General features: G+C 39.5%; 12 protein-coding genes and 1 rRNA gene. All 13 read left to right on the forward strand.

The window, feature by feature from the left end:
• The first annotated feature begins 1 nt into the window (after position 1).
• Entirely contained in the window at positions 2–1,375 is a 1,374-nt protein-coding gene (murD, locus tag BQ5341_RS04465) for a UDP-N-acetylmuramoyl-L-alanine--D-glutamate ligase (protein WP_071130824.1), read from the forward strand.
• Positions 1,372–2,457, forward strand: a complete 1,086-nt coding sequence (gene murG / locus BQ5341_RS04470) for an undecaprenyldiphospho-muramoylpentapeptide beta-N-acetylglucosaminyltransferase (RefSeq protein ID WP_071130825.1) — start codon at positions 1,372–1,374, stop codon at positions 2,455–2,457. The genes murD and murG overlap by 4 nt, the downstream gene beginning before the upstream one ends.
• Positions 2,458–2,491: 34 nt before the next feature.
• Positions 2,492–3,562 (forward strand): cell division protein FtsQ/DivIB, encoded by a 1,071-nt coding sequence (locus tag BQ5341_RS04475; RefSeq protein ID WP_071130826.1) that lies wholly within the window; start codon positions 2,492–2,494, stop codon positions 3,560–3,562.
• 150 nt (positions 3,563–3,712) lie between these two features.
• Positions 3,713–5,026 carry a cell division protein FtsA gene (gene ftsA, locus BQ5341_RS04480; RefSeq protein ID WP_071130827.1) on the forward strand — a complete coding sequence of 438 codons (1,314 nt, stop codon included), beginning with the start codon at positions 3,713–3,715 and terminating at the stop codon, positions 5,024–5,026.
• A gap of 12 nt (positions 5,027–5,038) precedes the next feature.
• On the forward strand, positions 5,039–6,280 hold the full coding sequence (gene ftsZ / locus BQ5341_RS04485; protein WP_071130828.1) for a cell division protein FtsZ: 1,242 nt from the start codon (positions 5,039–5,041) through the stop codon (positions 6,278–6,280).
• Positions 6,281–6,428: 148 nt separating this feature from the next.
• Complete coding sequence (locus BQ5341_RS04490) at positions 6,429–6,950, forward strand: cell division protein SepF (protein ID WP_071130829.1); 522 nt, start codon at positions 6,429–6,431, stop codon at positions 6,948–6,950.
• 11 nt (positions 6,951–6,961) lie between these two features.
• On the forward strand, positions 6,962–7,234 hold the full coding sequence (locus BQ5341_RS04495; RefSeq protein ID WP_083378592.1) for a YggT family protein: 273 nt from the start codon (positions 6,962–6,964) through the stop codon (positions 7,232–7,234).
• Between the two features lie 16 nt (positions 7,235–7,250).
• Positions 7,251–8,033: a YlmH family RNA-binding protein gene (locus tag BQ5341_RS04500; RefSeq protein ID WP_071130830.1), complete on the forward strand. Its 783-nt coding sequence runs from the start codon at positions 7,251–7,253 to the stop codon at positions 8,031–8,033.
• A 17-nt stretch (positions 8,034–8,050) separates the two neighbouring features.
• Entirely contained in the window at positions 8,051–8,872 is an 822-nt protein-coding gene (locus BQ5341_RS04505; RefSeq protein ID WP_071130831.1) for a DivIVA domain-containing protein, read from the forward strand.
• A 283-nt stretch (positions 8,873–9,155) separates the two neighbouring features.
• Positions 9,156–11,939 (forward strand): isoleucine--tRNA ligase, encoded by a 2,784-nt coding sequence (gene ileS / locus BQ5341_RS04510; RefSeq protein ID WP_071130832.1) that lies wholly within the window; start codon positions 9,156–9,158, stop codon positions 11,937–11,939.
• A 174-nt stretch (positions 11,940–12,113) separates the two neighbouring features.
• Positions 12,114–12,482 carry a CvfD/Ygs/GSP13 family RNA-binding post-transcriptional regulator gene (locus BQ5341_RS04515; protein WP_071130833.1) on the forward strand — a complete coding sequence of 123 codons (369 nt, stop codon included), beginning with the start codon at positions 12,114–12,116 and terminating at the stop codon, positions 12,480–12,482.
• A 68-nt stretch (positions 12,483–12,550) separates the two neighbouring features.
• Positions 12,551–12,901: a hypothetical protein gene (locus BQ5341_RS04520; protein ID WP_083378593.1), complete on the forward strand. Its 351-nt coding sequence runs from the start codon at positions 12,551–12,553 to the stop codon at positions 12,899–12,901.
• 642 nt (positions 12,902–13,543) lie between these two features.
• Positions 13,544–15,101: ribosomal RNA gene (locus BQ5341_RS04530) — 16S ribosomal RNA — on the forward strand.
• The last annotated feature ends 28 nt before the right edge of the window (positions 15,102–15,129 follow it).

Consider the following 15,129-nt stretch of genomic DNA (forward strand, 5'->3'; position numbering starts at 1 on the left):
TATGAAAAAAATTAAAGATTACGATCAAAAAAAAGTGTTTGTCTTAGGGTTAGCTCGTAGTGGTTTAGCAGTTACAAAGCTGCTAAAAACACTAGGAGCTTTTGTCACTGTTAACGATTTACATGCAAAAAGTGACGATCCGGAAGTGTTAGAACTAAAAGAATTAGGCATCGATGTTATCTTAGGTGAACCACCGTTAGAATTATTTGACGAAAGTTATGTGGCCGTTTTTAAAACACCGGGGATTTTTTACAATAATCCTTTAGTTGAAAAAGCCGTCGCTCTTAAAATTCCAGTCTTGACTGATATCGAACTGGCTTATGCGGTTAGTGAGGCACCGATTGTGGCCATTACTGGGACTAACGGAAAAACCACCACCACGACGATGATTGGAGAAATGCTAAATGCCGAACTTGCACCAGGGCGAGCATTTTTAGCCGGCAATATCGGAATTCCTGCTAGTGAAGTAGCGCCACTTGTGACTAAAGAGGATATTATCGTGATGGAAACTTCGAGTTTTCAGTTGTTAGGGACGAATGATTTTCATCCGGTGATTGCTGTAGTAACAAATATTTATTCAACTCATTTAGATTATCACGGGACCCAAGAAGCCTATGAAGATGCTAAGTGGCAAATTCAAAAAAATATGACGAAAGACGATTTGCTTATTTTAAATGGCAACCAAGAAAAATTACATAAATGGGGTGCCAAAACACAAGCGGCTGTTCGCTATTTTTCAACGGAAGAACAAAGTCGCGGGGCTTATCTAGAAAATGATTGGCTAATGTACGACGGGAAAAAAGTTATGGCCGCATCAGACGTGGCGCTTCCTGGTAGTCACAATATAGAAAATGCATTGGCGGCTATTACGGTGGTGAAAGCTTTTGGCATTTCTAATGCCGCAATTACTCATGTCTTAAGTCATTTTCATGGCGTGAAGCACCGGACACAATTTTTAGGGAAAATTAAAGGCCGTAAATTTTATAATGATTCTAAAGCGACCAATACATTGGCTGCTCAAAAAGCGCTCCGTGGTTTTGCGCCAGAAAAAACAATTTTAATTGCTGGTGGTCTTGATCGTGGCAATGGATTTGATGATTTGTTGCCAGACTTTGCTGATTTAAAAGCGATTATTACTTTTGGAGAAACGTCAGAGAAATTGCAAAAAACAGCGAAAGCCGCTGGAACGAAAATAATTAAAGCAACAAAAGATCCGGTGAGTGCTGTGCCGTTAGCTTTCTTGCTATCTGATCCAGACGATATTATTTTATTATCACCAGCCAATGCCAGCTGGGACCAATATCCTAATTTTGAAGCGCGGGGCGATGCTTTTATGGCAGCTGTTGCGGCCTTACAAAAGGAAGTTGAAAAATGAAAATTTTAATGACTGGTGGCGGGACCGGTGGCCACATTTACCCAGCTTTAGCTTTTATTGATTATGTTAAAACGCAAGATGCTAGCGCTGAATTTATGTATGTCGGTGCCAAACGCGGCTTAGAAAATAAAATTTTGCCAGAAACAGATATTCCTTATGAAATGCTAGAAATTCAAGGTTTCAAACGTTCCTTAAGTTTAGGAAATTTTAAGACGTTGCATTTATTTTTTAAAAGCGTTCGTGACGGGAAGAAAATTTTAAAAAAATTTCAACCGGATGTTGTTATTGGAACCGGTGGCTATGTCTCAGGGGCGATGGTTTATGCCGCTAGTCGCTTAAAAATTCCGACGATTATTCATGAACAAAATTCAGTACCCGGCATTACAAATAAATTTTTAGCCCGTTATGTCCAGGCGATTGCGATTTCAATTCCGCAAGCGGCAAGCTATTTTCCAACTGAAAAAGTGGTGCTTACCGGCAATCCGCGGGCCAGTCAAATCGTCTTAACTAAAAAAAGCGATGTTCTCACGCAATTTGGTTTAGATCCAGCTAAAAAAACTGTCTTAATTTTCGGCGGCAGTCAAGGGGCGAAAAAATTTAATGACGTTATTTTAGCCAGTTTGTCTGAATTGGCCCAAAAATCTTATCAAGTGTTGTATGCTTCAGGTGAGCGGTATTTTGCCGCTTTCAATCAACAAAAAATACCGAAAAATGTTGTAGTTGTTCCTTATTTAAAAAATATGCAAGATATTTTAGGCAATATTGCGCTACTAGTTGGTAGAGCAGGGGCGACTTCGATTGCTGAATTTACAGCAATTGGTCTTGCTTCCATTTTGATTCCTAGTCCTTATGTCACTAATGATCATCAGACAAAAAATGCCCAAAGTTTGGCAGAGGCAGGCGCTGCTGTGATTGTTAAAGATGCGGAGCTGACGAAAGAAAATTTAATTACTGAATTAGATTCTTTGTTGAATGATTCGAAAAAACTAGCTATAATGGCGGAAGCTTCTAAAGAATTAGGACATCCAGATGCGGCTGAGCATTTATTTAAAGTGGTAAAAGAAGTGCTTTTGCATCATTAGAAAATGATTTATTTTACTTGAAAGGAGGGATGTTGTGAGCGACGATTTCGTTTATGCGGATCATCATCCGCAAAAAAAAGCCCCACCTAATGCTGATTTGCCGGAAGGTCAATCGGAAAAACAGAATATCGACCAAAATAATACCGGTCAAAATAATCCTACCGAAAACAACTTAGATGAAAATAAAGTTTCTGAAAAAAACAGCACCGAAAAATCAAATGTACCAACTCATGAAAAAAAGAACATAAAAAAAGATCAAAAGGAAAAAACTTGGCAGCCGGCGATTATTTCTAATGATCCTAATCAACCTTTGCCGAAAAAAAATAGTTTTGCCGATCAATTACCTAATATGCATAAGGTGCGGAAAAATCGTTTAACCGGCCGTCTGATTTTACTGATTTCAACTTTTTTATTAGTCATTTTACTGACCTTATACTTTTTATCTCCTTTGTCTAAATTAGAAAAAATAACGATTGAAGGCAATCAACAAGTAAGCAACCAAGAAATTTTGCAACAAACTAATTTCGCCTTGGATAAAGGTCTTTGGGGACAAGTTTTTAGTTCAGACCAACAAGCTGAAGCGATTTTGCTAAATATCCCCCAAGTAAAAGAAGCGAAAGTAACGTATCAACCACTTAACTCTTTAGAAATTACCGTTGCCGAATTTGCAACTAGTGGCTTACTTTTAAAAGATCAAGCGTACTATCCGATTTTAGAAAACGGCGTTGTTTTAACTGAAAAGGCGGTGCCAGTGCAAAGTGGGCTGCCGATTTTAGAAAATTTCAGCCAAACTGATTTAATTTTACAAACGCTAAATCAATACAAAGAACTCGTGGATAGTGTCAAAGTCAATATTTCTGAAATTTATTATTCTGGAACGAGTGAAAATGTTAAACAAATTACGTTAACGATGAATGATGGACATAAAGTGATTGCCCAAATTAGTGACTTGGCACAAAAAATGGAAAAATATCCGCAAATTGTTGGTAATTTAACCGAACCTTCCATTATTGATCTTGAAGCGGGGATATTTTCTTACCCGCAAAGTCAAGAAGCAACGGAAAATTCCACAGTGGATTCCACTGATGCTTCCACGGAAAAGTAGAATGCGTAAACTTTTTTAAAATTCATAACAATTGCGCTTTTAAAACACTACTGACTTGTGTTAAAATCGTAAGAAGTAAGATATGCTTAAACTATAAAAAATAAAAACTTAACTGGCAGTCTGATAGTAATTTAGGAGGGAATCCCATTTATGGCCAAAACGGGAATGTATGTCGGTCTAGACATCGGTACAACAAGTGTTAAAGTTGTTGTTGCTGAATATGTCGACGGACAAATGAATATCATTGGAGTAGGAAACGCGAAAAGTGACGGCGTTAGTCGCGGCATTATTGTCGATATCGATAAAACAGTCCAAGCAATTAGCCGCAGTGTGCGTCAAGCCGAAGAAAAAGCCGGCATTCAAATTAAAAGTGTTAATGTTGGTATTCCAGCCAACATGTTAGAAGTTGAAAATTGCCAAGGGATGATTGCCGTAAGCAGTGAATCCAAAGAAATTACTGATGAAGATGTACGCAATGTTGCTTCAGCAGCTTTGGTTCGCTCAACACCTCCTGAACGTCAAATTGTCGCCATTTTACCACAAGATTTTACGGTAGATGGTTTCGAGGGCATTAAAGATCCTCGCGGGATGATTGGGGTTCGCTTAGAAATGTTTGGTCTCGTCTTTACAGGACCTAAAACCATTGTTCATAACATTAAAAAATGTGTGGAACTTGCTGGTTTGAAAATTAATGAACTCGTTGTAGGGCCTTTAGCCTTAGCTGATTCAATTTTATCAGAAGGCGAAAAAGATTTTGGCACAATTGTGATGGATCTTGGTGGTGGTCAAACGACAACTGCTGTGATGCACGATTCACAACTGAAATTTAGCCATGTCAATCAAGAAGGTGGCGACTTCATTACTAAAGATATTTCCATCGTTTTAAATACATCGTTTAATAATGCGGAAGCTTTGAAAATCAATTATGGTGATGCTTATCCTGGGCGGACAAGTAAAAATGAAGAATTTCCAGTGGATGTCATTGGCCAAAGTGAGCCGGTAAAAGTGGATGAACATTATTTATCCGAAATTATCGAAGCGCGTTTGGAACAAATTTTTGATAAAGCCAAACAAGAATTAACGGCGATTGATGCCTTAAGCCTACCCGGTGGTTTAGTTATTACAGGTGGCGCTGCAAGTCTTCCTGGAATTGTGGAATTGGCCCAAGAAACATTTGGCGTTAATGTACGACTTTATGTGCCAAATCACATGGGTTTACGTAATCCAGTATTTTCTAATGCGATTAGTTTAGTCGATTATGTCAGCAATTTGACCGATATTTATCATATTGCCAAAGGAGCGATTACTGGCGAGAAAACAGTGCCGGTAAAAGAACAACAAATGGAAGTTACTTATGAAAGTCCTGAGGTCGAAGAAGATTATACAGATGATGTTGTTACTGAAAAAAAACCAGGGACATTTGGCAAAAAACTTAAAGACCTTTTTGGCAATATATTTGAATAGGAGGAAGCATTCATGGAATTTACGTTAGACAATACAGAAAATACTGGCGCTGTGATTAAAGTTATCGGGGTTGGCGGTGGCGGCGGAAACGCTGTAAACCGGATGATCGATGATGGCGTTAAAGGCGTTGAATTTATCGCTGCTAATACAGATGTTCAAGCATTAAAAAAATCAAAAGCTGAAGTTGTAATTCAATTAGGACCTAAATATACTCGCGGTCTTGGTGCAGGATCTAAACCTGAAGTTGGCCAAAAGTCAGCTGAAGAATCTTCTCAAGTTTTGCAAGAAGTTTTGCAAGGAGCAGATATGATTTTTGTCACTGCCGGCATGGGTGGCGGAACTGGAACTGGAGCTGCTCCAGTTGTTGCTAAAATCGCAAAAGAATTAGGCGCTTTAACAGTTGGTGTTGTGACTCGTCCATTTGGTTTTGAAGGACCAAAACGCGGTCGTTATGCTGCTGAAGGAATCGCTGCTTTAAAAGAAAACGTGGATACTTTATTGATTATTTCTAACAACCGTTTGTTAGAAGTTGTCGACAAAAAGACACCAATGATGGAAGCATTTGGCGAAGCTGATAATGTTTTACGTCAAGGGGTTCAAGGGATTTCTGATTTAATTACTGCACCAGGTTTTGTGAACTTAGACTTTGCCGATGTGAAAACAGTAATGGAAAACCAAGGAACAGCTTTAATGGGTATCGGTGTAGCTTCTGGTGAAGATCGGGTAATCGATGCAACGAAAAAAGCAATCTCTTCTCCATTACTAGAATCATCTATTGATGGCGCTGAACAAGTTCTTTTAAATATTACTGGTGGCGCGGATATGACTTTATTCGAAGCACAAGATGCTTCAAATATTGTTTCTCAAGCAGCGGGTAACGATGTGAATATTTTACTTGGAACATCAATTAATGATGATCTTGGTGATGAAATTCGCGTCACTGTTATTGCAACTGGGATTGATCCTACTAAAAAGGAAAAAAAAAATCCTCGGGCCGTTAATCGGGTAGCAACAACGCAAACAACGACCGCCCAACCACGCAATAATTTTGAAGAAAAACCTCAAAAAGAAGCAGAAGAACAAGCTTCAGCTTTTGGCGATTGGGATATTCGTCGTGACGAACCAATTCGTCCACGGGTGGAAGATACGCAATTTGATAGTATTGAAAAAAAAGATTTTGATACGTTTAAAGACAACAATTCTGAAGAAGGTGAAGGGTTAAGCACCCCGCCGTTTTTCCGTCGCAAACGCTAAAAAAATGAAAAACGAAAAGCTGTGGGAAAGTCGTGGACTTTTCTAACAGCTTTTTTTGAAAATAAAATTGGTCCTCTACCTTTTAAATAGTAAAAATAACTAAAAATTGGTAAACTAAGAGTATCCAATGAATGTAGGAGGAATGGTGATGTCGATTATTAATCGCCGTAAATTATCAAACTTTTTTGGTTTATCTGACGAAGATGACTATGAAGAAGAATATCAACAAGAAGAAACACAAGAAAATGAAAATCAAAACGTAAGACAAGAACAAGCACGTTTTCAACAAAGTCGCCCGCAACAAGAAGAAACGCCTAATCAAAATTATCAAAGTCGTCCTGAAAAGATTGTTCCTATGCGTCACCCTGAAAGAAAAACGGGAGCAAGTACTAATAATGCTCAAATTACCATTGTTGAACCACGTGTTTATTCAGAGGCTTTAACAATTGCTAAAAAAATTATTAATCAAGAAGCCGTAATTGTTAATTTTCAGTTAATTGAAGAAGCGCAAGCCCGCCGGATTGTAGATTTTCTTACAGGGACAGTGTATGCTTTAGGTGGCGACATTCAACGGATTGGCAGCGAAATTTTCTTATGTACGCCAGAAAATATCGTCATTGATGGAGCAACAGCAAAAAGCTTACTTCAAGACGAATTCCAACAATTTTAGGAGGCGTTCATTTGTTTTTGTATAATCTTTTTAGATTTATTTTAGAAGTTGTCAATATTTATTCGATCGCTTTAGTCATTTATGCCTTATTGTCGTGGTTCCCTGGTGGATACGGTAGCGCGCTTGGACGGTTTTTAACTAGAATTTGTGAACCGTATTTAAGCATTTTTAGAAAACTACCGTTACAATTTGCCGGCTTAGATTTTTCAATTATTGTCGCCCTCTTTGGCTTACAGTTATTGACGCGGATTCTCAACTGGCTTTTTATGATGATTCTTTATTAAAAAGGAGGACTTTTCATTGGATGAAACAATTTACCAACATTTTAGAAAAAGTGAATCGAATTTTATCGATGAAGTCGGTAATTGGCTTGAAACCGTGGAAAGTCAATATGCTCCTTATTTAACTGACTTTTTAGATCCACGCCAGATGTATATTTTAGAAACATTGATTCGCCAAAATAGTGAACTTTCTTACTCATTTAACGGGGGGTATCGGCTGGCTGAACGGGCCCGCTGTTTAATTTATCCGGAGTATTTCACCCCTAGTGATGAAGATTATAATCTCACTTTAATTGAAATTGTTTATCCTACTAAGTTTGCTAAATTGTCCCACGGGAAAATTTTAGGAACATTGATGAGCACTGGGCTGAAACGAGAATTTTTTGGTGATATTATGACAAATGGTCTCCAGTGGCAATTTTTCGTCGCTACTGAAATGAAAAATTTCGTTACTAGCCAAGTAGATAAAATCGGGCGCGTAGGTGTTCGTTTTGAAGAACGAGATTATACAGATTTAATTATGCCAATTGATGCTTGGGAAATTGAACAAACGACCCTCAGTTCTTTAAGGCTTGATGTTGTCATTGCCGGTGTTTATAATATTTCGCGCCAGCGGGCAAAAGAACTGGTGGAACAAGGGAAAGTCAAAGTCAATTGGACGGAAAATACCCATCCGGATTTTGGCATCGAACTATTAGATATTCTTTCGATTCGCGGATACGGTCGCATTCAGCTGCGAAATATCGAAGGAAAAACTAAAAAAGAGAAAATTCGCCTGGAAATTGGCGTGTTACGAAAATAAAAAACGAGGTGTATATGATGGCTTTAACTCCACTAGATATTAAAAATAAAAGTTTTGATACTAAATTTAAAGGGTATAATCCTGATGACGTAGATGATTTTTTGGATCAAGTCACTCGTGACTACGAAGACATCGTCACTAAAAACCGTGAAATGGAAAAATCATTGAAACATGCCGAAGAAAAACTGGAATATTTCAATGAATTAAAAGATGCTTTAAATCAATCAATTATTGTGGCGCAAGATACGGCTGATAAAGTAAAAGTTTCAGCCAACAAAGAGGCCGAAGTAATTATTGGAACCGCCAATCAAACAGCACAAGCAACCACTGCTAAAGCTGAACAACAATCTCATGATTTGGTGAACACAGCCCAAGCGAGTGCCGCGCAAATTTTAAACGAAGCGTCTAGTAAAGCCAAAGCTTTAGCCGCTGAAACAGATGACTTGAAAAAGAAAACTAGAACTTTCCACCAACGCCTCCGTCTATTGTTGGAATCTCAAATAGATATTGTTAATAACGATGACTGGGATGAATTGTTAGAACCATTTTCATCATTTGTCGGCGACAATCATCGCCACGTCAAAGAGATGCTTGACAAAGAAACTCAGCCTAAGGTAGAATTTACAGAAGACCAAGCGAATCCTGGGTCCAAAGCTGAAGTAGATACTGAAAAAGGCACTGAAATTGGTACTGAAATAGAAGCTGGATCTCAAGAGTTAAATCAGTCGGAAGCGACAGAAATTATTTCTGCTTCAACTGCTGAAGTAGAACCTGGTTCTCAAGAATCAGATCAAGCTGACGCTGTAGAAGTTGTCACTGACGCAACGGATTCAAAATAAATGCACGGTTTATTATTTCAAGCTTAGAACAGATTTTTAAATATTCTTTTAGCGAGCCAATAACAGGTGAAAGATTGGCAGACCCTATTTAAAAATAAATCATCTAAGTTAAGTATTTTTGAATGAAGTAGAAAATACCGAGGAAGTCCCCGCTAACAACGTCTTGAGGGAATACAATTTGTATTCTAAATTTGGGTGGTAACACGAGCGCTTCGTCCCTTGCGGATGGAGGGCTCTTTTTAGTTTTTTTATATTTTTTTAAGTTTGTAAAGGAGGAATTTATTTGAAAATCAAAGATACATTACATTTAGGAAAAACCGCATTTCCCATGCGGGGGAATTTGCCACAACGGGAAGTCGACTGGCAAAAATCTTGGGATGAGGTAGATTTATATGGTATGCGACAAGCAAAAAATGCCGGCAAACCGACTTTTATTTTGCACGATGGACCTCCTTATGCTAATGGGAATATCCATTTAGGACACTCATTAAATAAAGTATCGAAAGATATTATTGTTCGCTACAAATCCATGACGGGCTTTCGCGCTCCTTACGTTCCTGGTTGGGATACGCATGGTTTGCCCATTGAACAAGTCTTAACCAATGCTGGTATGAAACGTAAAGAAATGGATTTAGTGGACTATTTAGAAGAGTGCCGTAAATATGCCTTGAGTCAAGTAGACAAACAACGCAATGACTTTAAACGCTTAGGTGTTTCTGGTGATTGGGAACATCCTTATGTGACTTTGGCTCCTGATTATGAGGCGGCACAAATTCGCGTTTTTGGGAAAATGGCAGAAAAAGGCTATATTTATAAAGGGTTAAAACCAATTTATTGGTCTCCATCTTCAGAGTCTTCTTTAGCTGAAGCTGAAATTGAATATAAAGATGTCAAATCACCATCTATTTATGTCGCATTTAAAGTAGTAGACGGCAAAAACATTTTAGACCCTGGCACAAATTTAATTATTTGGACGACAACTCCTTGGACCATTCCGGCAAACTTAGGCATTTCAGTCAATCCTGCTTATCAATATGTGGAAGTGCAAGTAGGAGATCAAAAATATGTCGTAGCAAAAGATTTATTAACTCAAGTAACTGAAACACTCGCTTGGGAAAATCCAGTCGTTATTAAAGCCATCGCCGGATCGGACATGGAATATATGACCGCTCAACATCCTTTTTATGACCGGACAAGTCTGGTGATGTGTGGCGACCACGTGACACTTGATGCCGGGACTGGCTTAGTTCATACGGCACCAGGACACGGGGAAGATGACTATATTATCGGTAAAAAATATGGCCTAGATATTTTATCTCCAGTAGATAGCCGCGGCGTATTTACGGAACAAGCACCAGGATTTACCGGTGTATTTTACGATAAAGCCAATCCAATGGTGACAGATTTATTAACAGAAAAGGGCGCCTTATTAAAACTAGATTTCTTCGTCCATTCTTATCCACATGACTGGCGGACTAAAAAACCGGTGATTTTTCGGGCCACGCCACAATGGTTTGCTTCCATTGATAAATTCCGAGCCAATGTTCTAACTGAAGTTGAAAAAGTTGACTGGATTATTCCTTGGGGCAAAGTCCGTCTGTACAATATGATTCGTGACCGGGGGGACTGGGTGATTTCTCGTCAACGAGCTTGGGGCGTTCCATTGCCAATTTTCTATGCTGAAGATGGCACCCCCATTTTAACGAAAGAAACCACTGATCATGTAGCGGAACTTTTTGCTGAAAATGGTTCAATTATTTGGTGGAAAAAAGAAGCCAAAGATTTATTGCCAGAAGGATTCACTCATCCAGCAAGTCCCAATGGTTTATTTACGAAAGAAAAAGATATTATGGATGTTTGGTTTGATTCCGGATCATCTCACGAAGCGGTATTACGTGGGCGGGATGACTTGAGTTTCCCAGCTGATTTGTATTTGGAAGGATCCGATCAATATCGCGGTTGGTTCAACTCCTCAATTACGACGAGTGTGGCCATTAACGGCGTTGCACCTTATAAAGCCGTCCTGTCGCAAGGATTTACTCTAGACGGCGAGGGCAAAAAAATGTCCAAGTCATTAGGTAATATTATTTTGCCTGAAAAAGTGATCAAACAATACGGCGCTGATATTTTGAGATTATGGGTCGCTTCAGTAGATTACGAGTCTGATGTCCGAGTTTCTATGGATATTTTAGGCCAAGTGTCAGAAGTTTATCGGAAAATCCGTAACACGATGCGGTTCATGTTAGCTAATGTGGAAGATTTCGATGTGAAAAAAGACACCGTTTCTTATGGAGAACGCCGCTCAGTAGATAAATATTTAACCGTTCGCTTGCAACAAGTGATTTCTGAAATGCGCCAAGCTTACGAAAAATATTCTTTTTCTAACGTGTATAAAATTTTAGTCAACTTTTTAACGGTTGATTTATCTTCATTTTATTTAGATTTTGCTAAAGATGTCGTTTATATCGAAACAGAAGATAATTTGGCTCGTCGTTCGATGCAAAGTGTTTTTTACGAAACGCTTGTCGCTTTAACTAAATTAATGACGCCAATTTTACCTCATACAGCTGAAGAAATTTGGGGCTATTTGCAAGAAGAAGATGACTATGTCCAATTAAGCGAAATGCCAGGTTACCAAGATTTTGATAATCAAGATGAATTGTTAGATACTTGGCGAGGATTTTTAGACTTCCGTGATGAAGTGTTAAAAGCTTTAGAAGAAGCCCGAAACGCCAAATTAATCGGTAAATCTATGGAAGCTAAAGTTACCGTTTATCCAACAGAAGAACCGGTAGCCGCTCTTTTAGATGCGCTAGATGCGAATCTGAGTGAGTTGTTGATTGTTTCTGATTTTGCCTTAGCTAAGGGAACTGCACCAGAAGCTGCTATGGTCTTTTCTGATTGCGCCATTTTGATTGAAAAAGCAAGTGGGACCGTTTGCCCTCGTTGCCGCTCGGTAAGAACTGATGTGGGAAGCCATATTCATTTGCCTGAGTTATGCGATCGTTGCGCCACTGTAGTGGAAAAAGAATTTCCTGAAGCTGTTGAGACAGGGTTCGAACAATAATAAATCAAGAAGTCACTGGCTAAAGTCAGTGGCTTTTTTTCAAAATTTTTATGATCTATGTTAAAAATTATCATTTGTAAAAAGAATTTACAGGTCATTTTTATCGAAAGGATTTTATGCCCCTTTTTTTCTGTAAACATCTTTAGTATAATTAAAGTAAAAGGAGGTGCCTACATGCTTAAAATCGGTCAAAAATTAGCTGGTACCATCACCGGTATACAACCATATGGCGCTTTTGTAGCCTTAGATGATCATCAACAAGGCTTAATTCACGTTTCCGAAATTCAACATGGATTTACTAAAGAAATCAACGAATATTTAAAAATAGGACAAAAAGTGGAAGTACAAATTATTGATATTGACGAATTTTCGCAAAAAATTTCATTATCGATGCGAACACTGCAAAGTCAATTTGAACCCCACATCTATAAGCGGAAACACTACTTCACTAGTAAACGAAAAAAAATTGGCTTTACACCAATTGAAAATGCAATGCCGCAATGGATTGCCGAAACAAAATCTTTTTTACATGAAAAAAGATGAATTTCACTTTATTTTATAAACAATGATGTTAAACTAAACGAGTATTCTTAAATTTTTGAGGTGAGATTGTGACAAAACAAATTGCAGCAACCATTATTTTAAATCAGAACGGTGGCGCTAAAAAATTTTTGATGCGCCTAACTGAAGAACCCCTTCACTTTGTCGTCAGCGACGTGAAAGATGGTCTTACCGGTCTAGCCAGCATTTTAGAAACATTAAAAGCTTTAGCAATTCCTGTCGATCAACTAAATTTAGTAGAATTAACCAATGTTCAAATGGAGCAACAACAACTTCCTTTTTTTGTATTCAGTCTGGAAAATGAAATCCCGTTAGCAGACACCGATTTTGCCTGGCGACCAGCAGAAGAATTTCGTCGAGCATTGATTGGTTTAACTTTAGAAGGAGCACCATTATTTTAAATTCACACTAAGAGCGACAAGTCAGGAGAATTCCTGATTTGTCGCTTTTTAATTTGGCACATTAATTTTTGAAAAAGTCGAGTGAAGCAAAAGACATATCAATGGACGACTTTACCATAACTAAAAGGTGTTTCTATCTGATCATTAAGACAAAAAAATCCTACTATTTATGGCTGGTTTATCCACCATTTAGATCAGAGATCTCAAACAAATGGCAAAATCAAAAAAAAGTTAAAAAAAGTGTTGACGACTATCAAATTTATTGATATAGTTAAACACGTTGCTACGATAGTTAACGAAGATTGCTAATAACTTTTAATTAATTTTAAAAAAAAGTTGTTGACATTCCAATTGCTTTTTAGTAAACTAATTAAGTTGTCAAATTTAGCGAATAACTTTTAAAAAAACTTTTCAAAATTAAGAAAAAAGTTCTTGACTTTCACTTCTGCTTTTGATAAGATATAAAAGTTGCTAACGCGACAAACAAGTGAATGTAGACCTTTGAAAACTGAACAAAGTGAAAACGAACCAAATTGTGTAAGGACGTTTTGATTAGTCAAAACAACCAAAAGTAACAAAATTTTTAAGCGAGCAATCGCTAGTGTAACAAATGAGCTTAACGGAGCAATCCGTTCAAACACTTTTAATGAGAGTTTGATCCTGGCTCAGGACGAACGCTGGCGGCGTGCCTAATACATGCAAGTCGAACGCAACAAAGTCACCGGAGCTTGCTCCACGACTTTGTTGAGTGGCGGACGGGTGAGTAACACGTGGGTAACCTGCCCTTTAGTGGGGGATAACATTTGGAAACAGATGCTAATACCGCATAACAATTTTTTCCGCATGGAAAGAATTTGAAAGACGCTTTACGGTGTCACTAAAGGATGGACCCGCGGTGCATTAGCTAGTTGGTGAGGTAACGGCTCACCAAGGCTGTGATGCATAGCCGACCTGAGAGGGTGATCGGCCACACTGGGACTGAGACACGGCCCAGACTCCTACGGGAGGCAGCAGTAGGGAATCTTCGGCAATGGACGAAAGTCTGACCGAGCAACGCCGCGTGAGTGAAGAAGGTTTTCGGATCGTAAAACTCTGTTGTTAGAGAAGAACAAGGATAAGAGTAACTGTTTATCCCTTGACGGTATCTAACCAGAAAGCCACGGCTAACTACGTGCCAGCAGCCGCGGTAATACGTAGGTGGCAAGCGTTGTCCGGATTTATTGGGCGTAAAGCGAGCGCAGGCGGTTTCTTAAGTCTGATGTGAAAGCCCCCGGCTTAACCGGGGAGGGTCATTGGAAACTGGGGAACTTGAGTGCAGAAGAGGAGAGTGGAATTCCATGTGTAGCGGTGAAATGCGTAGATATATGGAGGAACACCAGTGGCGAAGGCGGCTCTCTGGTCTGTAACTGACGCTGAGGCTCGAAAGCGTGGGGAGCAAACAGGATTAGATACCCTGGTAGTCCACGCCGTAAACGATGAGTGCTAAGTGTTGGAGGGTTTCCGCCCTTCAGTGCTGCAGCTAACGCATTAAGCACTCCGCCTGGGGAGTACGACCGCAAGGTTGAAACTCAAAGGAATTGACGGGGGCCCGCACAAGCGGTGGAGCATGTGGTTTAATTCGAAGCAACGCGAAGAACCTTACCAGGTCTTGACATCCTTTGACCGCTCTAGAGATAGAGTTTTCCCTTCGGGGACAAAGTGACAGGTGGTGCATGGTTGTCGTCAGCTCGTGTCGTGAGATGTTGGGTTAAGTCCCGCAACGAGCGCAACCCCTATTGTTAGTTGCCATCATTAAGGTGGGCACTCTAGCGAGACTGCCGGTGACAAACCGGAGGAAGGTGGGGATGACGTCAAATCATCATGCCCCTTATGACCTGGGCTACACACGTGCTACAATGGGAAGTACAACGAGTCGCGAAGTCGCAAGGCTAAGCTAATCTCTTAAAGCTTCTCTCAGTTCGGATTGTAGGCTGCAACTCGCCTACATGAAGCCGGAATCGCTAGTAATCGCGGATCAGCACGTCGCGGTGAATACGTTCCCGGGCCTTGTACACACCGCCCGTCACACCACGAGAGTTTGTAACACCCGAAGTCGGTGAGGTAACCTTTTAGGAGCCAGCCGCCTAAGGTGGGATAGATGATTGGGGTGAAGTCGTAACAAGGTAGCCGTATCGGAAGGTGCGGCTGGATCACCTCCTTTCTAAGGAATATTACGGAAATACACAATT

The organism is Enterococcus timonensis (genome assembly GCF_900104595.1).
In the GTDB taxonomy this organism is placed as follows: Bacteria; Bacillota; Bacilli; order Lactobacillales; family Enterococcaceae; genus Enterococcus_J; species Enterococcus_J timonensis.